This window comes from Ruegeria sp. AA3 (assembly GCF_056542905.1).
In genome coordinates, this window is record NZ_JBQGAQ010000009.1 from 152,078 (window position 1) to 174,839 (window position 22,762).

The 22,762-nt window shown below is 56.4% G+C and carries 18 protein-coding genes and 1 tRNA gene; 10 read left to right on the forward strand and 9 right to left on the reverse strand.

The genetic code is table 11. From position 1 onward, the window contains the following. The first annotated feature begins 47 nt into the window (after positions 1-47). Positions 48-578 carry an SRPBCC family protein gene (locus ACR0JR_RS16095; protein WP_480457004.1) on the forward strand — a complete coding sequence of 177 codons (531 nt, stop codon included), beginning with the start codon at positions 48-50 and terminating at the stop codon, positions 576-578. A 321-nt stretch (positions 579-899) separates the two neighbouring features. Here the strand turns inward: ACR0JR_RS16095 and ACR0JR_RS16100 are convergent. Beyond that, positions 900-986: transfer RNA gene (locus ACR0JR_RS16100), tRNA-Leu, on the reverse strand. Positions 987-1,184: 198 nt separating this feature from the next. Between ACR0JR_RS16100 and ACR0JR_RS16105 the strand changes: the two genes are divergently transcribed. Beyond that, positions 1,185-2,168 (forward strand): complex I NDUFA9 subunit family protein, encoded by a 984-nt coding sequence (locus ACR0JR_RS16105; RefSeq protein ID WP_480457005.1) that lies wholly within the window; start codon positions 1,185-1,187, stop codon positions 2,166-2,168. Here ACR0JR_RS16105 and ACR0JR_RS16110 read toward each other — a convergent pair whose 3' ends face one another. Continuing rightward, positions 2,169-2,972, reverse strand: coding sequence for an undecaprenyl-diphosphate phosphatase (locus ACR0JR_RS16110; RefSeq protein WP_480457006.1), 804 nt, complete (start codon positions 2,970-2,972; stop codon positions 2,169-2,171). A gap of 229 nt (positions 2,973-3,201) precedes the next feature. Between ACR0JR_RS16110 and ACR0JR_RS16115 the strand changes: the two genes are divergently transcribed. The 7 genes from ACR0JR_RS16115 (at position 3,202) to ACR0JR_RS16145 (ending at position 15,082) form a co-directional block, all read left to right on the forward strand. Then, positions 3,202-4,635 carry an NAD(P)-dependent oxidoreductase gene (locus tag ACR0JR_RS16115; protein WP_480457007.1) on the forward strand — a complete coding sequence of 478 codons (1,434 nt, stop codon included), beginning with the start codon at positions 3,202-3,204 and terminating at the stop codon, positions 4,633-4,635. A 124-nt stretch (positions 4,636-4,759) separates the two neighbouring features. Next, on the forward strand, positions 4,760-9,292 hold the full coding sequence (gltB, locus tag ACR0JR_RS16120; protein ID WP_480457008.1) for a glutamate synthase large subunit: 4,533 nt from the start codon (positions 4,760-4,762) through the stop codon (positions 9,290-9,292). Positions 9,293-9,478: 186 nt separating this feature from the next. Then, a complete protein-coding gene (locus ACR0JR_RS16125) occupies positions 9,479-10,399 on the forward strand; it encodes a Hint domain-containing protein (protein WP_480457009.1) in 921 nt (306 codons plus the stop codon). A gap of 38 nt (positions 10,400-10,437) precedes the next feature. Then, positions 10,438-11,178 carry a monofunctional biosynthetic peptidoglycan transglycosylase gene (gene mtgA / locus ACR0JR_RS16130; protein ID WP_480457010.1) on the forward strand — a complete coding sequence of 247 codons (741 nt, stop codon included), beginning with the start codon at positions 10,438-10,440 and terminating at the stop codon, positions 11,176-11,178. 58 nt (positions 11,179-11,236) lie between these two features. Next, entirely contained in the window at positions 11,237-11,902 is a 666-nt protein-coding gene (gene fzlA, locus ACR0JR_RS16135; RefSeq protein WP_170780006.1) for an FtsZ-binding protein FzlA, read from the forward strand. A 76-nt stretch (positions 11,903-11,978) separates the two neighbouring features. Continuing rightward, positions 11,979-13,016, forward strand: a complete 1,038-nt coding sequence (gene queG, locus ACR0JR_RS16140) for a tRNA epoxyqueuosine(34) reductase QueG (RefSeq protein WP_170780005.1) — start codon at positions 11,979-11,981, stop codon at positions 13,014-13,016. 62 nt (positions 13,017-13,078) lie between these two features. Further along, positions 13,079-15,082 (forward strand): hydantoinase/oxoprolinase family protein, encoded by a 2,004-nt coding sequence (locus ACR0JR_RS16145; protein WP_480457011.1) that lies wholly within the window; start codon positions 13,079-13,081, stop codon positions 15,080-15,082. Between the two features lie 24 nt (positions 15,083-15,106). Here the strand turns inward: ACR0JR_RS16145 and msrA are convergent, their stop codons facing one another. From msrA to ACR0JR_RS16180, 7 genes are all read right to left on the reverse strand, one after another. Next, entirely contained in the window at positions 15,107-15,619 is a 513-nt protein-coding gene (gene msrA / locus ACR0JR_RS16150; RefSeq protein WP_480457012.1) for a peptide-methionine (S)-S-oxide reductase MsrA, read from the reverse strand. Then, a complete protein-coding gene (msrB, locus tag ACR0JR_RS16155; protein WP_170542641.1) occupies positions 15,616-16,065 on the reverse strand; it encodes a peptide-methionine (R)-S-oxide reductase MsrB in 450 nt (149 codons plus the stop codon). The genes msrA and msrB overlap by 4 nt, the downstream gene beginning before the upstream one ends. A gap of 94 nt (positions 16,066-16,159) precedes the next feature. After that, positions 16,160-17,038, reverse strand: a complete 879-nt coding sequence (locus tag ACR0JR_RS16160; RefSeq protein ID WP_480457013.1) for a DMT family transporter — start codon at positions 17,036-17,038, stop codon at positions 16,160-16,162. Positions 17,039-17,149: 111 nt separating this feature from the next. Beyond that, the gene (locus ACR0JR_RS16165) at positions 17,150-17,437 is read right to left on the reverse strand and encodes an HU family DNA-binding protein (protein ID WP_010442901.1); all 288 of its coding nucleotides are present in this window, start codon (positions 17,435-17,437) and stop codon (positions 17,150-17,152) included. A 130-nt stretch (positions 17,438-17,567) separates the two neighbouring features. Beyond that, positions 17,568-19,031 carry an AMP nucleosidase gene (locus ACR0JR_RS16170; RefSeq protein WP_480457014.1) on the reverse strand — a complete coding sequence of 488 codons (1,464 nt, stop codon included), beginning with the start codon at positions 19,029-19,031 and terminating at the stop codon, positions 17,568-17,570. Beyond that, the gene (gene ade, locus ACR0JR_RS16175; RefSeq protein ID WP_480457015.1) at positions 19,028-20,830 is read right to left on the reverse strand and encodes an adenine deaminase; all 1,803 of its coding nucleotides are present in this window, start codon (positions 20,828-20,830) and stop codon (positions 19,028-19,030) included. Before ade ends, ACR0JR_RS16170 begins: the two co-directional genes overlap by 4 nt. A gap of 156 nt (positions 20,831-20,986) precedes the next feature. Further along, positions 20,987-21,862 (reverse strand): LysR family transcriptional regulator, encoded by an 876-nt coding sequence (locus ACR0JR_RS16180; protein ID WP_010442898.1) that lies wholly within the window; start codon positions 21,860-21,862, stop codon positions 20,987-20,989. Positions 21,863-21,981: 119 nt separating this feature from the next. Here ACR0JR_RS16180 and ACR0JR_RS16185 point away from each other — a divergent pair, with 119 nt between their 5' ends. Continuing rightward, the gene (locus tag ACR0JR_RS16185) at positions 21,982-22,737 is read left to right on the forward strand and encodes a class II aldolase and adducin N-terminal domain-containing protein (RefSeq protein ID WP_480457016.1); all 756 of its coding nucleotides are present in this window, start codon (positions 21,982-21,984) and stop codon (positions 22,735-22,737) included. Positions 22,738-22,762 lie beyond the last annotated feature (25 nt).

Genomic DNA, 22,762 nt, shown 5'->3' on the forward strand with positions numbered 1-22,762 from the left:
GTTTTTTGATATAGTCCATCCAGTTCAATTGGATTCGGACCATTTCTATGAGATTGATTAAACGTATCCTCGTCGCCTTTCTTCTTATCATTCTGGCACTGGTTGGGGTTTCCTACCTGCTGCCAGGTAAAGCCGAGGTGTCGCGCAGCATCACGATCGACGCCCCGGCCGCCATGATATTCCCTTATGTTAATTCGATGCAGGAGACCGAGAAATGGTCGCCGTGGCTGTCGCGTGATCCCGAAACCAAGCTCAGTTACAGCGGCCCGGATGCTGGGGTTGGCAATACATTGAACTGGAGCTCAGACAATCCGCAGGTGGGCACTGGATCACAGGAAATTATTGAAAGCACCCCCGATCAGTCCGTCAAAACCGCCCTCGACTTTGGCCCGATGGGGACTGCGACGGCTACATTCGCATTGCAATCCGAAGGTGCAGGTACGCAGGTTACCTGGGGTTTCGTGTCTGAGTTGGGAATGAACCCTATCTCCCGCTGGATGGGCCTGATGATGGATAACTGGGTCGGTGGCGATTACGAGCGCGGGCTTGAGAACCTTAAGGCACTGGTTGAGGGATAGCGCTAAATCGAGACGTTGAATCGAGCGCGAGATTGGTTCTCGTGAATTCAGCGGCATTGCGGCAAAAACACCTTTTGGATTCATTGTGTTATCAGCAATCAGAATTTCGGCGATGACCAGGCAACTTTGAAAAGGTTGAGATGACAACCGGCTGCTCAACCGACCCGCTCACAATGCGGGTTCGTCTCAAAACGGGGAACGAGTATATTTACAGATGTCCGGCATTGGCTTCAGTCGTGACTTTTGTTCGGGAGAGCACCTGAATAATGATCAAAACCTCAATCAAATTGAGTTTTTGTGAACATCCATGTGGGAAAGATTTGGTGCCCAGGAGAGGACTCGAACCTCCACGTCCATACGGACACTAGCACCTGAAGCTAGCGCGTCTACCAATTCCGCCACCTGGGCAGGTGTCGTGGAGGGGCGTTTAAGCCGACTGGCGGTAGGCGTCAACCGGATTCGGGGCGTTTTTTGAAAGTTTTTTAGTGTCTCGCCCTGACGGGGATACACGCATTGGATTTTCGCGGATGCGCGGCGTTATTGCGCCTTGTCCGTCGAGCGGTTGGGCGGTAGATCAGATCAGAACCAGACAGCAGGAGCGCCATCATGTCCAAACTGGTCACGATTTTCGGTGGATCGGGCTTTGTCGGCCGATATATCGCTCGGCGCATGGCAGCCGAAGGCTGGCGTGTTCGGGTCGCTGTACGGCGACCCAATGAGGCGATGTTTGTGCGACCGTATGGCGCGGTCGGGCAAGTTGAGCCCATACTGTGCAATATCCGCGACGATGCTTCGGTTGCTTCGGCGATGCATGGTGTCGATGCTGTGGTCAACTGCGTCGGTGTCCTGAATGAGCTAGGCAAAAATGCGTTTGACGCGGTGCAGGCCGACGGGGCCGAACGGATCGCCCGCCTGGCTGCGTCGAACGATGTCGATCGCATGGTTCATATCTCCGCCATTGGCGCCGATCTGGATTCTGATAGCGAATACGCACGCACCAAAGCCCAGGGCGAGGCGAATGTTCTGCAACACATGCCGGGGGCTGTTATTCTGCGCCCTTCGATAATCTTCGGGACCGAGGATCAGTTCTTTAACCGATTTGCAGGAATGACGCGCATGAGCCCATTCCTGCCTCTTGTCGGAGCCGACACCAAGTTTCAGCCGGTCTATGTGGATGATGTTGCACAGGCCGCTGTTCAGGGTGTTTTGGGTAAGGCCACTGCAGGGGTTTATGAGCTTGGCGGTCCTGAGGTTAAGAGCTTTCGTGGCTTGATGCAGCAGATGCTCGAAGTGATCCATCGTCGTCGGATCATCATAGGCATGCCATTCCTCGCAGCCAAAATCATGGCGGGCGTACTGGATATCGTAAAGTTTGTTAGTTTCCAGTTGTTCCCAAACAATATCCTAACCCGCGACCAGGTTAGAAACCTGCGGCGCGATAACGTCGTGGCAGAAGATGCCAAGGGGTTTGTGGATCTTGGGATTGAGCCCGCAACACTGGATTCGATATTGCCGGAATATCTCTGGAAATTCCGCCCATCGGGTCAATATGACGATATTCAGAACTCAGCCAAGAATCTGCGTATCTGATCAGGAATAGGCGATAACTAACAGGATCGCCCCAAGGATCACGCGATAGATTACATAAGGTGTGAAACTGACGCTGCGCAACAGGCGCATCATCAGGCTCAACGCCAGCAGTGCGGCAACAAATGCAAACGCTGCCGCGATGACTCCGTCCTTCGCCAAATCCCAGTTAGCATCCTGGATGACGTCAACCGACAAAAGGGCTCCCGAGGCCAATATTGTTGGAATAGACATCAGCATCGCAATCCTGGCCCCATCTTCCCGTGTATACCCGAGTTGTCGTGCACCCGTGATGGTAATCCCAGACCGTGAGGTCCCCGGGACCAGCGCCAGCACCTGCCATAGCCCCATTATCACTGCATCTCTTATGCCCCAATCAGAGGCATGTTTGGTTTGCGCGCCTTTCTGATCCATCCAGTACAGCAGCAATCCGAATCCCAGCATCGTCCAGCCGATGACCGCGATTGAGCGCAGGGATTGCTGAAGCTCCGACAGGTACAGAATCGCGCCGACAATAACGGTTGGAATGGTGGCCACGATTAATCCGAAGGCCAGCTGTGCCCTGGGAGTATCAATTCGCCCGGTCAAAACTTCTGGCAGACCGGCCAACGCCTGCCTCACATCTGACCAGAAATACAGAACCACGGCACCAAGCGTACCCAGATGAACAGCGACATCGATCGCCAGGCCTTGGTCACTTGCGCCGGACAGGCCCGGAAGCAGGATCAGATGGCCCGAGGATGAGACCGGCAAGAACTCGGTGACGCCTTGGATAATCGCCACAAGAATCAAGTGAAAAAGACTCATCTGCTCTGCCGGTGTTGTGGTCTGCTTGTTGTGATCAATGGGTATAAGCGTGTTGCGAGAAAGGAAAGCGCATAGATAGGTCCGAATCGGGACTATTTTCCGGACAAAATTTCGCCCCAACACGCCAAATCACCAAAATTTTCTAATAATAGGTCAGTACATTTGACTTTTCATCCCCAATGACTTCCCTTAAAGAGACCCAAGCAAGCCAATTCATGGAGCCTGACCCGTGGCCAAGCAACCGATGCTGAAATTTGTGCAGATCGAACGCGTCATGCCTGAAAAGCGTGCCGCTGGTGACCGCAAAGAGGACTTTGATGAAATCTATGCGGAGTTTGCCGCCGAAAAAGCGGCCGAGCAAGCGAGTCGTTGCAGCCAGTGTGGTGTGCCTTATTGCCAATCGCATTGCCCACTACACAACAACATTCCGGACTGGCTGCGCCTGACCGCTACAGGACGGTTGGAAGAGGCCTATGTGACCAGCCAGGCGACCAACACGTTCCCCGAGATCTGTGGTCGTATTTGTCCGCAGGACCGACTTTGTGAAGGTAACTGCGTAATCGAACTATCGGGTCACGGGACGGTCACCATTGGAACGATCGAGAAATACATAGCCGATACCGCCTGGGACAAAGGTTGGGTGAAGCCCGTCGCACCAGCGGCGGAGCGTGGCGAAAGCGTTGGCATCATTGGTAGCGGCCCCGGCGGACTGGCCGCGGCCGATATGCTGCGTCAGGCGGGCATCCAGGTCACGGTCTATGATCGCTATGACCGCGCAGGGGGGCTGCTGATGTATGGTATTCCGGGCTTCAAACTGGAAAAAGACATTGTCCAGCGTCGCAATGATTTGCTGGCCGAAGGCGGCGTAGAATTTGTTCTGAATTGCAATGTGGATGCTGCCAAGTTCGAAGAAATCCGAGCAAAACATGATGCGGTAATTATTGCGACAGGTGTCTACAAATCCCGCGATTTGTCCATGCCGGGCAGCGGTCTGACCGGGATCGAAAAGGCAATCGATTTCCTGACCGCCTCGAACCGTAAGAGTTTTGGAGATGCCGTTGAAGATTTTGATAGTGGCCGCCTAAACGCTGAAGGTAAGAAAGTTGTCGTCATTGGCGGCGGTGATACCGCGATGGACTGTGTACGGACGTCAATCCGGCAGGGGGCAACTTCGGTCAAATGTCTCTATCGCCGTGACCGGGCGAATATGCCGGGGTCACAGCGTGAAACCCAAAATGCCGAGGAAGAAGGTGTCATCTTTGAATGGCTCAGTGCGCCCAAAGGCTTTACCGGCGACGACAAGGTTTCAGGTGTCATGGTGCAGAAGATGCGCCTGGGTCAGCCCGACGCATCGGGGCGCCAATCGCCAGAAGTGATCGAAGGTGCGGATTATGTCGAAGACGCCGATCTTGTCATCAAGGCGCTGGGTTTTGAACCCGAAGACCTACCCACTCTGTTTGGTCAGCCCGACCTGCCCGTGACTCGGTGGGGCACTATCAAGGCCGCATTCGAGACTGGTGAGACCGAAATGGAAGGCGTTTACGCGATCGGAGACATCGTGCGTGGTGCATCGCTTGTGGTTTGGGCAATCCGCGATGGGCGCGATTGTGCTGACGCGATTATCGACCGGTTCAACGCCAAAGCTGCCGTCGCGGCCGAATGACACAAACGGCGGCAGATCACCTGCTGCAATCACAATATTAAATACTCGACGGACAGGCGTTGCCAAATGAACGCCCACGAAGGTTCAGAAACCTTGGAGTGCCGACGGAAGAAGGAGACAGCCAATGACCAAGTTTGACGCAGATTGGGTGCAGGCCGAAGAAACCAAACGTCAGTGGATGGCTGAGAATGGTCTTTATTCCGAAGAAGAGGAACATTCATCCTGCGGCGTGGGTCTGGTTGTTTCTGTTGACGGTAAGAAAAGTCGCAAAGTTGTTGACGCAGGGATCGATGCGCTCAAGGCGATCTGGCACCGGGGGGCTGTGGATGCTGACGGCAAAACCGGTGACGGAGCAGGCATCCATGTGCAAATCCCCGTTCCGTTTTTCTATGACCAGATTCGTCGCACCGGGCATGAGCCAAACATGGACGAACTGATCGCGGTTGGTCAGGTGTTCTTGCCCCGGACTGATTTTGGTGCGCAGGAAAGCTGCCGGACCATCGTAGAGACCGAAGTTCTGCGCATGGGGTACTATATCTACGGCTGGCGGCATGTGCCGGTCGATGTGACCTGTCTGGGTGATAAGGCCAACGCAACCCGGCCAGAGATTGAACAAATCCTGATCTCGAACTCCAAAGGCGTGGATGAAGAGACCTTCGAGCGTGAGCTTTACGTCATCCGCCGCCGTATCGAAAAGGCCGCAGCCGCCGCGGGGATCTCAGGGTTGTATCTGGCTTCGCTGTCCTGCCGGTCGATCATCTACAAGGGTATGATGCTGGCCGAACAAGTGGCGGTGTTCTACCCCGACCTGATGGACGAACGCTTTGAATCCGCGTTCGCAATCTACCATCAGCGCTATTCGACCAACACATTCCCGCAATGGTGGCTGGCCCAGCCGTTCCGTATGCTGGCCCATAACGGTGAAATCAACACACTCAAGGGCAACGTCAATTGGATGAAAAGCCATGAGATTCGCATGGCCAGCGCGACCTTTGGTGACCATGCCGAGGATATCAAGCCGATCATCGCAGGTGGATCGTCGGATTCGGCCGCATTAGACTCGGTGTTTGAGGTTTTGGTGCGCGCCGGACGTTCAGCCCCGATGGCGAAAACCATGCTGGTGCCGGAAAGCTGGTCAAAGCAGGCAGTCGAGCTGCCTCAGGCTTGGCGCGACATGTATTCTTATTGCAACTCAGTCATGGAGCCGTGGGACGGACCCGCCGCGTTGGCGATGACCGATGGACGTTGGGTATGTGCCGGACTGGACCGGAATGGCCTGCGCCCAATGCGATATGTTGTAACGGGTGACGGTCTGGTCATAGCGGGTTCCGAGGCCGGGATGGTCCCAATTGATGAGGCGTCGGCGAAAGAAAAAGGCGCGCTTGGACCGGGGCAGTTGCTGGCCGTGGATATGAAAAAAGGCAAGCTGTACCGTGACACCCAGATCAAGGACAAGCTATCGCGCGCCTTGCCGTTTGGCGATTGGGTCAGCAAGATCAACGATCTAGATACAACGCTTGCAGGCGTAACCGAAGCGCCCATGTTCTCGGGCGAAGAACTGCGTAAGCGCCAGATTGCGGCGGGATACTCGGTTGAAGACCTCGAACAGATCCTGGCCCCTATGGCGGAAGATGGCAAAGAAGCGCTTGCTTCGATGGGGGATGACACGCCTTCGGCTGTTCTGTCGAAACAGTATCGCCCGCTCAGCCATTTCTTCCGTCAGAACTTTAGCCAGGTAACAAACCCGCCAATCGACAGTTTGCGCGAGTATCGCGTCATGTCGCTGAAAACTAGATTTGGTAACCTGAAGAACGTTCTGGACGAAGATAGCAGCCAGACTGAGATTGTGGTTCTGGAAAGCCCCTTTGTCGGCAATGCGCAATGGGAGTTGCTGGTCGGGCAGTTCAACTCTCCTTTGGCCGAGATCGATTGCAGTTTTGCCCCGGGTGAGGGTCAGTTGGACTTGGCTCTGGACCGCATCCGCGCCGAGGCGGAAGAAGCGGTGCGTTCGGGTGCAGGACATTTGGTGCTGACCGATCAGCATTCCGGGCCAGACAAGGTGGCGATGCCGATGATTCTGGCCACCAGCGCCGTACACAGTCATCTGACACGGCAGGGGCTACGGACCTTCTGCTCGCTCAACGTGCGGTCGGCAGAATGCGTCGATCCGCACTATTTCGCGGTGCTGATCGGGTGCGGTGCAACCGTTGTGAACGCATATCTGGCCGAGGATTCTCTGGCAGACCGGATCGAACGGGGCCTGTTGGATGGCACCTTGACCGAGAATGTGGCGCGATATCGCGAAGCCATCGATCAGGGCCTGCTCAAGATCATGGCAAAGATGGGTATTTCTGTCGTGTCTTCTTATCGCGGCGGCCTGAATTTCGAGGCCGTCGGCCTGAGCCGCGCCATGGTGGCCGAGTATTTCCCCGGTATGACGAGCCGGATTTCCGGCATTGGTATCCACGGCATTCGAGTCAAGGTCGAAGAGATTCACGCCAAGGGCTGGGCAAGCGGCCTGGACGTGCTGCCCATCGGTGGTTTCTACAAGGCGCGTAAATCGGGTGAGACCCATGCGTGGGAAGCGACCTCGATGCACATGATGCAAATGGCCTGTAATAGAGCCTCATATGAGCTGTGGAAGCAGTACTCGGCCAAGATGCAGTCGAACCCGCCGATCCATTTGCGCGACCTGATGGACTTCAAACCGCTGGGCAAGCCGGTGCCAATTGAAGAGGTCGAGTCGATCACATCGATCCGCAAGCGTTTTGTCACCCCGGGTATGTCGCTGGGGGCGCTGTCACCAGAGGCGCATAAGACGCTGAATGTGGCGATGAACCGGATCGGTGCGAAATCCGACTCGGGTGAGGGTGGTGAAGACCCTGCACACTTCGTGCCGGAGCCCAATGGCGATAACCCCTCGGCCAAGATCAAACAGGTGGCTTCGGGGCGGTTTGGCGTGACCGCCGAGTATCTGAACCAATGTGAAGAGCTTGAGATCAAGGTCGCTCAGGGTGCGAAGCCGGGTGAGGGTGGTCAGCTTCCGGGTATGAAGGTCACCGACCTGATCGCGCGTCTGCGGCACTCGACTAAGGGTGTGACTCTGATCTCACCGCCGCCGCACCACGACATCTACTCGATCGAGGATCTGGCGCAGCTGATCTATGACCTCAAGCAGATCAACCCGCGTTGTAAGGTGACGGTGAAGCTTGTTGCGTCGTCGGGCGTTGGCACAATTGCTGCCGGTGTGGCCAAGGCGAAAGCGGATATTATCCTTATTTCGGGCCACAATGGCGGTACAGGTGCCTCGCCCGCGACATCAATCAAATATGCTGGTCTGCCATGGGAAATGGGCCTGACCGAGGCGCACCAGGTTTTGGCCATGAACAACCTGCGCGACCGCGTCACTCTGCGCACCGATGGCGGCCTGCGCACCGGGCGTGACATCGTCATGGCCGCGATGATGGGGGCCGAGGAATACGGTATCGGCACCGCTGCATTGATCGCGATGGGCTGTATCATGGTACGTCAGTGCCAGTCGAACACCTGCCCTGTGGGTGTCTGTACGCAAGACGGATCCCTGCGTGCAAAGTTCACGGGCAACGCGGACAAGGTCGTAAACCTGATCACCTTCTACGCGCAGGAAGTGCGCGAACTTCTGGCCAGCCTAGGGGCGCGTTCGGTTGATGAGATTATCGGTCGCGCAGACCTGCTGGCTCAGGTAAGCCGGGGCTCTGCGCATCTGGACGATCTGGACCTCAATCCGCTGCTGATCACCGTCGATGGAGCGCATAACATCGTGTACAACCGCGATAAGGATCGAAATGCGGTGCCTGATACGCTGGACGCTGAGATCGTGCGCGATGCCGCCCGGTTCTTGAAAGACGGTGAAAAGATGCAGCTGTCATATGCCGTCCAGAACACGCATCGGACCGTGGGAACCCGTGTCTCCAGCCATATCGTCCAGAACTTTGGGATGCGGAACACGTTCCAGGACGACCACTTGCATGTCAAACTGCAAGGTTCGGCCGGTCAATCGCTTGGGGCCTTTGCTGCTCCGGGATTGAAGCTGGAAGTCTCAGGTGATGCCAATGATTATGTAGGCAAAGGCCTTTCGGGTGGCACAATCGTCGTGCGTCCACCGCAGGTCAGCCCGTTGAAGGCGGATGACAACACCATCGTTGGCAATACCGTCCTGTATGGTGCGACCGACGGACATCTGTTCGCGGCAGGTCGCGCGGGTGAGCGGTTCGCGGTTCGGAACTCGGGCGCAACTGTTGTGGTCGAAGGCTGTGGCTCGAACGGGTGTGAATACATGACCGGCGGTGTTGCGGTAATCCTGGGTGACATTGGAGCGAACTTTGGCGCGGGTATGACAGGCGGCATGGCCTATCTGTACAATCCCGAAGGCAAGACCGAAGCGCTGTTGAACAACGAGACCCTGGTCACCTGTCCAGTCACGGTAGAGCATTGGTTGGATCAACTGAAAACGCTGATCCAACGCCATGTCGACGAAACCAATAGCCGCAAGGCTGCAGACATTTTGCAGCACTGGGAAGTGGAAAAGACGCATTTCCTGCAGGTCTGCCCCAAGGAGATGCTGAACAAGCTAAGCCATCCCCTGACCACCGAAGTCGCAGCGGTTCCTGCAGAATAGGATCTGCGATATCGAAAACGGTTTACCCGGCGTGTCGAATCCAACACGCCGGGTTCTCTTTTGCATATGCGCAGGGCTTCTAATTCTTGTGCAATTCGGTCTGGAACGCCTAGCTTTGGTCATTGTTTGTTCGGGAAATGCGGGCATGATCCTAAATCAATGATGTGAAAGAGGCGGAGTTTTGGTGTGCCGATAACCTATACAGACCAGTTTTATTCCTTCGATCCGGCAAACCCACCCCCCGTCGGTTCCGCGATCACGGTCGATACATTTGATCTGGTTGATCAGGACGAAAATGGCGAGATTGAGGACTTTGGCGGTGACACTGTCGCCGGGCAAACGGTTTCAGATTCCTGGCCCGGAGACACCGTGACGATAAATGTTCCCGGTGTCGGAGACGTCACCTATGTGGGTATTACATTCTATCTTTCGGACGGCGTCACGCGGGTTTTCACACCTACAGACGGTCAGGTTCTTCAGGCAGGCACGCTGGTATCGACGACATTTGTGAATGTTGAAGGCCCCCTGATTGTCCCGGGCGAACTTGGCCCACCTTGTTTTACGCCTGGAACACTGATCGATACGCCAGATGGGCCGCGTCTGGCTGAAGACCTGAAACCCGGAGATCTTGTTACAACAGCAGACAGCGGTGCAGAACCGGTGCTTTGGGTTGGCCAGACGACGGTAGCGGCAGAGGGTAATCTGGCACCGGTTCGGTTTGAGGCCGGGATGTTTGGCCTTGTCGAGCCGCTGGTTGTTTCTCCTCAACACCGAATGCTTATTGACGATTGGCGTGCGCAATACCTGTTTGGACATGATGAAGTTCTGATCGCAGCGCATTGTCTTGTGAACGGTGATACTGTGACAAGGGTGGAAGGGGGCGAGGTCGACTATATCCATCTCTTGTTCCGCCGGCATGAGATCGTGTTCGCCAATGGGGCCAAAAGCGAAAGTTACTATCCGGGACATGCGCTGACCCAGGCCGAACAACGAACACAAGGTGAAGTTCTGGCGCTGTTCCCTGAGTTGAGTGTGCGCGGTGTTGCATCAGTCAATACGGCGCGCCCGGTTGTTCGTCCGCGGGACGGGCAAATGTTGTCGAATTAATCCGTTTCAAATGCGTCCTCTGCGGCGTATAGCAAAGCATGGCAAAGAAAGCAGCGCGCAAGTCACGCGGTAAGAATAAAAAGGCATCAGGCTCAAAGAAATCGCAAGGCCTCATCGCGCGGATGCGGCGGTGGGGGCTGCGAATCGTCTTAGGTATTGCTGTCGCGTTTTTTGCGTTGATCCTGGTTTATTCGGTCGTGAACCCTCCGATCACACATACGATCTGGTCGGAATGGCGCCGGTTGGGAAAGGTTGACCGTGACTGGGTCGCCATCGAAGAAATTTCACCCGTCATGTCCCGATCTGCAGTGGCTGCTGAAGATGCAAATTTTTGCCTGCATTGGGGTTTCGATGTTGAGGCCATTCGGGACGCGTTGGAAGATGGGGGCAATCGAGGCGCATCGACCATAACGCAGCAAGTGGTGAAGAATGTCTTCCTTTGGCAAGGGCGCAGTTGGGTGCGCAAGGCCCTTGAGACTTCGATAACTCCGGTAGTCGAAATGGTCTGGAGCAAGCAGCGCATTCTAGAGGTCTATCTGAACGTCGCCGAAACCGGGACCGGTGTGTTTGGTGTCGAAGCGGCGGCACAGAAATACTATGGGGTGAGTGCGGCAAAGATGTCGCCGGTCCAAGCCGCGCGTATTGCAGCAATTCTGCCCTCGCCGCGAAACAGATCAGTTACCGATCCTTCGGTTCGAACCCGCAGGCGTGCAGCGTCCATTCTTGATGGAGCGGCCACCATCCGCGCAGATGGACGCGCCAAGTGTTTCGAGGATTGAATCTCAAGCCGGTCAGAGGCTAAAGCTGTGGTGTATTCTCTGGTTCGATTGGAAGCTCATGGCGCGTCTGTTTCACGTTCCCCTCTCTCCCTACTGCCGCAAAGTCCGCTTATCCCTGGCTGAAAAGAAGATCGAGGTTGAGCTGGTCGAAGAACGATATTGGGAACAAGACCCGGACTTTTTGCGCCGCAATCCGGCGGGCAAGGTCCCCGTGTTGCGATTGGATGGTCAGATCATGGCCGAGAGTGCCGCGATTTGTGAATATATCGAAGAGACTCGTCCTGAGCCGCCCCTGATGCCTAAAAAGCCCGAGGCGCGTTACGAAGTCAGGCGTCTTGTTGGCTGGTTCGATGACAAGTTTCATCACGAGGTAACCTCAAAACTGCTTTATGAACGGGTGAACAAGAAGGTCACTGGGCAGGGTTATCCGGACAGCAAGAACGTCAAGGAAGGTGCAAAAGCGATCAAGTATCATTTGGATTACATGGCCTGGCTGCTGGATCACCGTCGCTGGCTGGCCGGAGATCAGATGACATTGGCCGATTTCGCCGCGGCGGCGCATCTGTCGGCGCTGGATTACATTTCGGACGTAGATTGGAACCGAAGCTCTGCGGTGAAGGACTGGTACGCCAAGATCAAATCCCGACCGGCGTTCCGTTCGATTCTGGCGGATCAGGTTCCGGGGTTCCGGCCGCCGCCGCATTACGCCGATCTGGATTTCTGATAGGTTGGGGAAGGGGGGCTGTCTGCCCCCTCTTGGCCCATTGGGCCAATTCACCCCCGAAGAAAATTAGGGCCAGATGAAGAACGTATCGGAATTGAAGGCACGATTGGTGGAGCAGGCCCTTGCCGAGGGGTTTGTGGCCTGCCGGGTTTGCCGTCCTTGGGACGTGCCGCAGGTGCCAGAGCGGTTAGAGGCATTTCTGCAGGCCGGATATCATGGTCAGATGGGGTGGATGGCCGAGCGGAGCCATTGGCGCGGGGATCCGTCGGCGCTCTGGCCCGAGGCGCGATCCGTGATCATGCTGGCCGAGAGTTATACGCCTGAGCATGATCCCGCAGAAGTGCTGTCGTATCCCGAATTGGGTGCAATTTCGGTTTATGCACAGAACAAGGATTATCATGATCTGGTCAAGAAACGCCTGAAGCGATTGGCGCGCTGGCTGATTGCTGAGGGCGGGGGTGAAGTGAAGGTGTTTGTCGACACGGCGCCAGTGCCTGAGAAATCTTTGGGAGAGGCAGCTGGGTTAGGTTGGCAGGGTAAACACACCAATCTGGTAAGCCAGGATTGGGGCAATTGGGCCTTCTTAGGGTCTGTATTCACGACATTGAACCTGCCTTCGGACGTGGCTGAGATCGACCATTGCGGGTCGTGCAGGGCTTGTTTGAATGCATGTCCAACAAACGCTTTTCCAGCGCCGTATCAACTGGATGCGCGTCGTTGTATTTCGTATCTAACCATCGAGCATAAGGGGCCGGTGGATGAAGAATTGCGGGGGCTACTGGGGAACCGGATATATGGCTGCGATGATTGTCTTGCAGCCTGCCCCTGGAACAAGTTCGCAGTCGCTGCCAGCGATATTAGATATGCAGCGCGTGAGGAATTGAAGGCGCCGTCGTTGGCAGAGTTGGCGATGTTGGATGACACGGCTTTCAGAGCGATGTTTTCGGGCTCACCGATCAAGCGGATCGGGCGGGACCGGTTTGTGCGGAATGTGCTTTATGCGATTGGGAACTCGGCGGTACCGGCGTTGCTGCGGGTTGCTCAGACGCTGACCGATGATCCTGATCCGACGGTGGCTGATGCTGCGCGCTGGGCGGCGTCTAGGTTGTCGTAAACAGGCTGGACGCGCCGTAGGAAAACGCTACACCCGATTCTGGCGAACAGAAGGAGGACCCGATGGCGCTGGCTTTGGGTGTGGATACGGGCGGAACCTATACAGATGCGGTGCTGGTTCGGGATGAGCGTGAGGTGATTGCCTCGGCTAAGTCTTTGACCACACGCGCAGATTTGGCGATAGGAGTTGGTCGGGCCATCTCGGCGGTGCTTGCAGAAGCCGAGATCGCGCCAGATCAGATCGGATTGGCATCGCTTTCGACGACTCTGGCCACCAATGCGCTGGTCGAAGGCCAGGGGGGGCGTATCGCGCTGATTTATGTTGGGTTTCGGGAAAGTGATCTGGAAAAGCATGGGTTGCGGGATGCGCTGAAAGGCGACCCGGCGTTGGTTCTGTCCGGTGGGCACAATCACGCAGGCGGTGAGAAAGAGCCGTTGGATACAGAGGCACTTGAGGCCTTCTTGAAGTCTCACGAAGGCATATCTGGTTACGCAGTTGCGGCACAATTTGCCACCCGAAACCCGGCGCATGAGCTTGAAGTTGCACGGATGGTTGCGGAAAGAACCGGTATTCCGGTGACTTGCTCGCACCATTTGTCAGCCAAATTGAATGGACCAAAACGGGCTGTGACTGCGGTTTTGAACGCCCGGTTGATAGGCATGATTGATCGTTTGATCGGGCGGGCGCAGGACCAACTGAAAGAACAAGGTATTTCAGCGCCTATGATGGTCGTGCGTGGGGACGGGGCTTTAATGAGTGCCGAACAGGCGCGTGAACGCCCGATCGAGACGATCCTTAGCGGTCCGGCGGCATCGATTGTGGGCGCGCGTTGGTTGACGAATGCCGATAACGCGTTGGTTTCCGATATCGGTGGAACTACTACCGACGTCGCGTTGATACGGGATGGAAAGCCCGCGATTGATCCCGCAGGTGCGCAAGTTGGCGGTTTCCGTACTATGGTCGAAGCCGTTGCGATGCGTACCCACGGTCTGGGTGGGGACAGCCAAGTACATGTTTTGACCGAAGGATTGCAGGGTGGTGTCTTTCTTGGCCCGCGGCGTGTGCTTCCGGTCTCGTTGATCGCTGCCGAAGCACCAGAGGTTGTTCACGCAGAGTTGGATGAACAATTGCGCGCTACAACGGTGGGTGAACACGATACCCGTTTTGCGCGGCGGGTGGCGGGTATCCCGGCTGAAGGCGTGGGCCCGCGTGAAGCTGTCTTGCTGGACCGGCTGGGCGATGGGGTGCAGGCGCTGAGTAAACTGCTGCAGACACGGATGGAACATGGCGCGCTGACGCGTTTGGTCGATCGTGGGATTGTTCAGGTTTCCGGTGTCACGCCCTCAGACGCGAGCCATGTTCTGGGTCGTCTGGACGACTGGGATGCTAAGGCGGCACACAAGGCACTGGAGCTAATGACACGCAAGCGGGTTGGATCTGGAGAAACGCTGGCGAGATCACCTGAGGCGCTGGCGCAGATGATCGTTGATCAATTGACCGAACAAACCTCATTGACTTTGTTAGAGGCTGCTTTTGCGGAAGAGGTCGACGGTTTTGGTCTTGCACCGCAGGAACTCGCGCGGCACGTACTAACCCATCGTGGTCTTGCCAAACACCGAGGATTGATCGCGCTGGATACCGCAATGAATGTCGATGTGGTGGGCCTAGGGGCCTCGGCACCCAGCTATTACCCTGCCGTAGGTGAGCGGTTGCATTGCAATATGATCCTGCCTGAACACGCTGGTGTTGCGAACGCTATCGGAGCGGTCGTTGGTCGGATGACCCTGCGCCGGTCAGGCACTGTCACGTCTCCCGCTGAAGGCCGCTATCGGGTGCATCTGGAAGAAGGGCCACAAGATTTCTCGGATTCAAGCGCTGCCCTGAAGGTACTTGAAACAGCTTTGCGTGGTGAGGCTGAAGGTGCTGTGCGCGAAGCAGGGGCCGAGGATATTCGAGTGACGGTCGAGCGCGACATTCGCACCGCAAAAATTGAGGCGCAGGAGGTGTTTGTCGAGGCGTCGGTCACGGTCGAGGCCAGCGGACGGCCTCGGGTGGCGGTGGGGTAGCCCCGGCAGGGGCTACCGGCGTCCTTATTCAGCCGCGCTGGAGCGTTTTGGCAGCACCCAATCCGGGCGCGGGAAGTGGCAAGTGTATCCGTTCGGGATACGTTCCAGATAATCCTGATGTTCGGGCTCGGCTTCCCAGAAATCTCCGACAGGCTCGATCTCGGTCACGACTTTGCCGGGCCAGATACCGCTGGCATCCACATCGGCAATCGTGTCTTCGGCTACCTGTTTCTGGGGTTCGTCAACATAATAGATCGCTGAGCGATAGCTCATGCCGCGATCATTGCCCTGACGGTTCAAGGTGGTGGGGTCGTGAATCTGGAAGAAGAACTCCAACATTTCACGATAGGTGATCTGTGCCGGGTCGAACCAAATCTCGATTCCCTCTGCATGGGTGCCATGGTTTCGATAGGTGGCGTTGGGTACGTCACCGCCGGTGTATCCGACACGGGTGCGGGACACGCCCGGCAATTTGCGGATCAGGTCCTGCATGCCCCAAAAGCAGCCTCCGGCCAGAACGGCGCGTTCATCGGTCATCTGATTTCCTCCACATGGATCAGGAATTCGCCATAGCCCTCGTCCTCCATATCGTCGCGATGGATGAACCGCAGCGAGGCGGAATTGATGCAATAGCGTAGCCCACCATGTTCGCGCGGGCCATCGGGGAAGACATGGCCCAGGTGGCTATCGCCGTGCTTCGAGCGGACCTCGGTCCGGATCATGCCATGGGTGGTGTCGCGAAACTCTTCGACATGTTCATGTACGATGGGTTTGGTAAAGCTGGGCCAGCCACAGCCGGATTCGTACTTATGGGTCGACGCGAACAATGGCTCCCCCGAGACGATATCCACATAGATGCCGGGTTCCTTGTTGTTCAACAGTTTGCCTGTGCCCGGGCGTTCGGTCCCGCTGCGTTGAGTGACGTGGAACTCCTCCGGCGAAAGGGCGGCGATGGCCTCGGGGTCCTTGGTGAATCGAGACATGGCTCCTCCGATTCTATTGGTTTCGACCAATAATTGGGGTTCTAACGGGGAAAGCAAAGACTTGTTACATCGGCTCGCGCAGTCGTGCGCGATCTTAGGCCAGCTTGGCGACGGGTTGGCGTGACAATTGCACGGCCAAAATACCCAATGTGGTGATCAGTACACCGATCGCATCAAGTGGCCCCAATTTTTCACCCAGCAGGAGGGCCGCTATGGCAACACCGAAGACCGGGTTGAGAAAATGGAAGGTTGCAGCACGGATCGGGCCGATCCGGTCCAGCAGCAGGAACCAGATCAGCGTGGCCAAAAGGCCGGGGAACAGCGTGGTGTAAGTAAAAGCCAGTATAAACGGAACGGTTGGGTGGATGTGGATGATTTCAAAGATCGGGGCGGCGGCGAACAGCGCCGCTGCACCCACAAGCATTTGCAGCCCCACCACCATCATGAAATTGCCGCCAGATGTCGCTCCGCGCACCGCCAGCGTAGCAAAAGTGAGTGCAAGTGCCCCGAACCCGCAGAGCATGACCCCAAACAGGTCGATGCCAGCTCCGATCCGGCTGCCCATGATCAAGGCAACACCGGCAAAGCCTGCAAACAAACCGATGACACCCACCGGACGCAGTTTTTCGCCTAGCAGCAGCCATCCAGCCAAGGCGACAAGCAACGGCATGGTTGATGCTATGATCGCGGCCATCGATGCTTCGACGGTCTGCATGGCGAAGAAATTCAGACCCAAATAAAGGGCATTTTGACAGATTCCGAATAGGATTGTGGCGCGCCATTGGGCAGGCGTCAGATTCCAGCTCTGTCCCATGGCGCGCGCGATCGCCACGCCGAGCATTCCGGAAATGAGAAACCGCAGCGCAAGCGAGAACAGGGGTGAGGCATCGGCAACAATGATCCGTGCCGAGGTAAAGGCCGATGACCAGATCAGGGCAAACACAAGCCCCATAGCGATGGCGCGCAGATCCATTTCGGCCTCCTTGGAAATTCGGGGCGACTGTCACCGGTTTTCGTGACAACCGCAAGGAAAAGGGGCCGCCCGGTGGCGACCCCTTCGATCTTGTGATCTGTCTACGGTGATTTAGCCGTTGACGCTGTCCTTCAGGGCTTTCGCGATGGTCATCTTGACCACTTTGTCAGCCTCTTTCTTGAACTGCTCACCGGTCGCAGGGTTGCGCACCATGCGCTCGGGGCGCTCGCGGCAGTAGATTTTGCCAACGCCGGGCAGGGTGACGGCGCCACCGGCCGAAACTTCGCGGGTGATCAGGCCGGTCATGGCCTCCAGCGCGGCATTTGCGGATTTCTTGTCAGTTCCCATTTCCTCAGCGAGAGCAGCCACCAGCTGAGTCTTTGTCATAGGCTTTGCCATTTCTTGGTCTCCTTAACGTGCCCGATCTATAGGGCCTCACCGCGTAACTGTAACGGGATATTGTGGCCGAACACAACGAATAGTAGCACCAGAAACCCCAAAAATAGGGGGAATTCGTTGCTTTTTTGCTTCAGAGAAAGGCCGTTTCGTCGAACGAACGCAATTTCCGGCTGTGCAAGCGTTCTAGCGGCATGCCGCGTAAGTGTTCCATCGCCCGGATTCCAATAGCCAGATGGCGGCTGACCTGAGTTGTATAGAATGCCGAAGCCATGCCGGGAAGCTTTAATTCACCGTGCAGAGGTTTGTCCGAGACACAGAGCAATGTGCCGTAAGGCACCCGGAACCGGTAGCCATTTGCAGCAATAGTCGCGCTTTCCATATCTAGCGCAATCGCACGGGACTGGCTGAGCCGTTGCACCGGCCCGGACTGATCGCGAAGCTCCCAGTTGCGGTTATCGACGGAGGCGACGGTGCCTGTCCGCATGATGCGTTTCAGCTCGTAGCCTTCCAACTCAGTTACCTCGGCCACAGCCTGTTCCAGAGCGACCTGGACTTCGGCCAGCGGTGGGATCGGCACCCAGACGGGCAGGTCGTCGTCCAGCACCTTGTCCTCGCGCAGGTAGGCATGTGCCAGTACGAAATCTCCCAGTGCCTGCGTGTTGCGCAGACCGGCGCAGTGACCAACCATCAACCAGGCGTGCGGGCGCAGAACCGCTATGTGGTCGGTGGCCGTTTTGGCATTCGATGGTCCGACGCCGATATTGACCAGCGTGATCCCAGACCCATCCGCGCGTTTCAGGTGGTAGGTTGGCATTTGCGGCAGTTTCAACGGCTGTTCGATTGCCGCTTCTGGATCAGCGATCTCGGCATTTCCAGTCGAGACAAAGCTGGTATAGCCGCTGTCGGGATCGGACAATTGCGCGCGCGCATAGTTTTCGAATTCAGAGACGTAGAACTGATAGTTTGTGAACAGAACGTGGTTCTGGAAATGGCTCGGGTCCGTTGCGGTGTAATGCGACAGCCGCGCAAGAGAGTAATCTACGCGCTGGGCGGTGAATAGCGCCAGAGGCTCGGCCTCGTTCTCAGTCTCGTTGATGCCATTTACGATGTCGTCATTGGTTGTGTTCAGATCGGGCACATCAAACGCATCACGCAACGTGAAACCGGCTGCGCCTTGGTGCGGAACCACCAGATCCGGGTTGTTGGCCACGGCGAAATGCACCGGGATCGGGGTCTCAGAGGCTCCAATTGTTACCGGCTGATCGTGATTCTTGATCAATAGTGCGATTTGCTGGGCCAGATATGACCGGAACAGATCGGGCCGGGTGACCGTTGTCGCATGCGTGCCCGGTTCGGATACATGACCGAAGCTTAGTCGGCTGTCGACCTGTGCGTAGGAAGAGGTCCTGATCCGGATTTCAGGGTAGAACGCCCGGAATCTTTCGGTAGGAGCGCCATTTTTGAGCGTGTCAGCAAACTTGTCGCACAGGAACTTTGTCGCTTGTTCATAAAGCTCTTCCAAGCGCGCGACAGCGGCCAGCGGGTCTGTAAATTTCTCGGGGTTGGGAACGTCAGGGGTTTGGATAGTTGTCATGCAAGGGGTTCCAGAAGGTCGATCTTTTCAAATGTGCGTACGTCTACCAGCCCAAGGTCTGAGATCCGCAGTTCAGGGATCACGACTAGGGCTAACAAAGAATGCTGCATATATGCGTTGTTGAGTTCACAGCCACAGGCTTTCATCGCCTCGACCATCTTTTCGGCTTTGGCTGCAACTTCTGCGGCTGGGTTGTCGGACATCAGGCCCGCTATGGGCAATTCAACCAGCGCCAGTTCTTCACCGTCCCGAAAGATTGTGATGCCGCCGCCCACTTCCGCCAGTCGGTTTGCAGCCAGAGCCATCTGCTCGCGGTCAGTGCCGACAACGATCATATGGTGGCTGTCATGCGCCACGGTCGAGGCCATGGCCATTTTGCCCTGATACCCAAAACCTGACACAAAGGCGTTGGTCACCCCGCCCGTGGCGCGGTGGCGTTCAACCAACGCGATCTGGCAAACCTCGCCTTCGCCCTCAACAAGCCCTTCGATAATGGGCAATTCTGACTTCAGCGCCTGGGTTGGGGCTTGATTCTCGACGACGCCGATCACATTGGCCATGACGCGGTTGGCGCCAGCGGGGGCGTTGATCTCAAAATCGGTCGAAGACAGCTCATGTCCCAGATGGACAGTGTTCCGTGCCTTGGCAGGCCAATCCAGATGCGGACAGTCGACTGTCACCGTTCCGTTTTCAGCCACGACCTGGCCCCGCGCAATAACCGTTTCGATTGGCAAACTGGTCAGGTCAGAACTCAGAATAATGTCGGCTAGCCGACCCGGTGTTATCGAGCCGATCTCACGTTCCAACCCAAAGTGAGTCGCGGTGTTAATGGTAGCCATTTGAAGCGCGACCAGAGGATCACATCCGCACGAGATTGCATGGCGCACCACACGGTTCATATGACCATCATTGACCAGAGTACCCGAATGGCAGTCGTCGGTACACAGAATGAAGTTGCGCGGATCCAGCCCCTTTTCGGTCACCGCAGTGATCTGGCTTTCTACATCATACCAGGCAGACCCCAGCCGCATCATCGACCGCATCCCCTGACGGACCCGAGCAATGGCATCGTCCTCGCAGGTGCCTTCATGGTCATCAGCGGGGCCACCAGCGACGTATGCTGCAAAATCAGACCCTAAATCAGGCGATGCATAGTGCCCGCCCACTGTTTTTCCCGCTCGCTGCGTGGCAGCAATTTCCGCAAGCATCTTCGGGTCGCCATGTATGACCCCGGGAAAGTTCATCATCTCTCCCAACCCAATAATGCCGGGCCACGACATCGCTTCAGCCACATCCTCGGCTGTAATCTCATATCCTGTGGTCTCCAGGCCCGGTGCCGAAGGCGCGCAGGACGGCATCTGGGTAAAGATATTCACGGGCTGCATAAGCGCTTCGTCATGCATCAGGCGCACGCCTTCAAGGCCAAGCACATTGGCGATCTCATGCGGGTCGGTGAACATCGAGGTGGTGCCATGTGGAATGACTGCGCGGGCAAACTCTGCAGGCGTCAGCATGCCCGATTCGATATGCATATGCGCGTCGCAAAGTCCGGGAATCATATACCGGCCGTCTGCCTCGATGACCTGAGTTTCAGGACCAATGCAATAGGAGGCATCCGGACCCACAAAGGCCACGCGTCCCGCAGCGATGGCGACATCATGATCCGGCAGGGCTTCTCGGCTGTGTACATTCACCCAGATACCGCCGCGGATCACCATATCGGCAGCTTCGCGGCCTGCAGCAACGGCGATAAGACGAGGGGTGGTATCGGGCCAACTTGGGAAGGGCGTGTATTCCATGGCCCAACTTTCACGAATGAAGCAAAAGGTGCAACCCCCACCGGTAAGGTATCATCCAATCATCACAATTCATGCCAACCACAACGCGCCAGCGCTGCTACGCCCAACCAGAGGAGATGCCCAAAGGGCATTGAGGATGGGCGGGAGCGCCCCGGTCTAGTTTTGAGTGTCGGCTGCGATTTCGGAGCGCAGCCAGTCAACAAAAACCAATGCGCCCGGCGTTTCCTCAGCTTGAGGTGACAGCAGCAAATAATATGCCTCGGGCATGGCGGCACGGTGAGAGAACGGCGCAATTAGGCGACCTTCGTCAAGTAGGCGTTTGGCGATCATGTCATGGGCCAAGCACAACCCGCCTCCAGCCATCGCGACTGACAGGCTGACCAGATAGGTCGTTGAATAGGTGACTTGCGGTTTCTCCCAAGTTAGACCCTGTTCCGTGATCCAGCTCTCCCAATTCGACAGCAAGTTCGAACAATCAAAAAGAGGCTGCTCTTGCAATGTTTCAAGTGTTACCCGGAAGCCCGGAGCACAGACGGGATAATAGTGATCGGTCTGCAATAGTTCTGTGCGCACCGTGTCGGCAGGACGCAGTGAATATCGAATTTCGACCGCCGCACCCTCAGCCATTTCGCGTGGCTCCCACAGCTCGGTGAAGATGTTCAAATGCACATCCGGGTGCAGTTTCCGAAACCGGGGAAGACGCGGCGCCAGCCAGTTGACGGCAAATGTTATGTTGCTCTGCACCTGAACCGCGTTTTGTTGCGCCCCCGTGACGGCCTGAGTGCCCCTTACAAGCGTTCGAAACGCCTCGCGCACAACCGGCAGATAGGTGATGCCTGCTTCGGTCAGTTCCAATGCGCGCGGGCGACGCAGGAACAACGGCTGGCCCAGATACCCCTCCAGCGATTTGACCTGCTGACTGACCGCACTTTGCGTCATGTTCAGATCCCGTGCCGCACCTGTAAACGACAGGTGACGGGCTGCTGCTTCAAATGTGCGCAGCCAACCCAGAGGAGGAAGTGGTTTCCGCATATGCATAACTCCGCCAGTAGTTTTACTTATGAATTAGGTGTGTTTTTTTCGTTGGTCAAACTTTTGCAGTGCAGGCACGATTTACCCAATGCCCCAATCGCCCCACGAAGGAGTCCGGTATGAGCGTCACCAACCTGCGCCCCAACATCGATCATTGGTCCGAACGTGTTGATATGGCCGCAGCCTTCCGCTGGACCGAGCGTCTCAACATGCATGAAGGGGTAGCGAACCATTTTAGCTTGGCTGTCAATGCAGACGGCACGCAGTTTCTGATGAATGCCAACCAGATGCATTTCTTGCGGATCAAAGCGTCAAATCTGCTGCTACTGGATGCCAACGACAATAATGTCATGGATCAGCCCGGAGCGCCGGACCCGACGGCATGGGGGTTGCACGGATCAATCCACCGCCATTGCCCCCATGCGCGTTGTGTGATGCACGTACATTCGATATTTGCGACGGTTCTGGCATCACTGGCGGACAGCACCCTGCCGCCGATCGATCAAAACACCGCAACCTTCTTCAACCGCTATGTGATCGATGAGGAATTCGGTGGTCTGGCGTTCGAAAGCGAGGGCGAACGATGCGCTTCGATGCTGTCAGACCCGAAGAAAAAGGTCATGATCATGGGCAATCATGGGGTTCTGGTGATCGGTGACAGCCCTGCAGATGCCTTTAATAGACTCTACTATTTTGAACGCGCCGCTGAAACTTACATCCGTGCGCTTCAAACCGGGCAGCCCTTGCGCGTTCTGTCAGACGAAATTGCGGAAAAGACCGCACAGGAATTGGATGACTATCCCGGTCAGGCTGAGGCGCATCTGCGCGAAATTAAAGCAGTCTTGGATGCCGAAGGCTCGGACTACGCATCCTAAATACCCCCTCTAAGGAGTTTCAGCC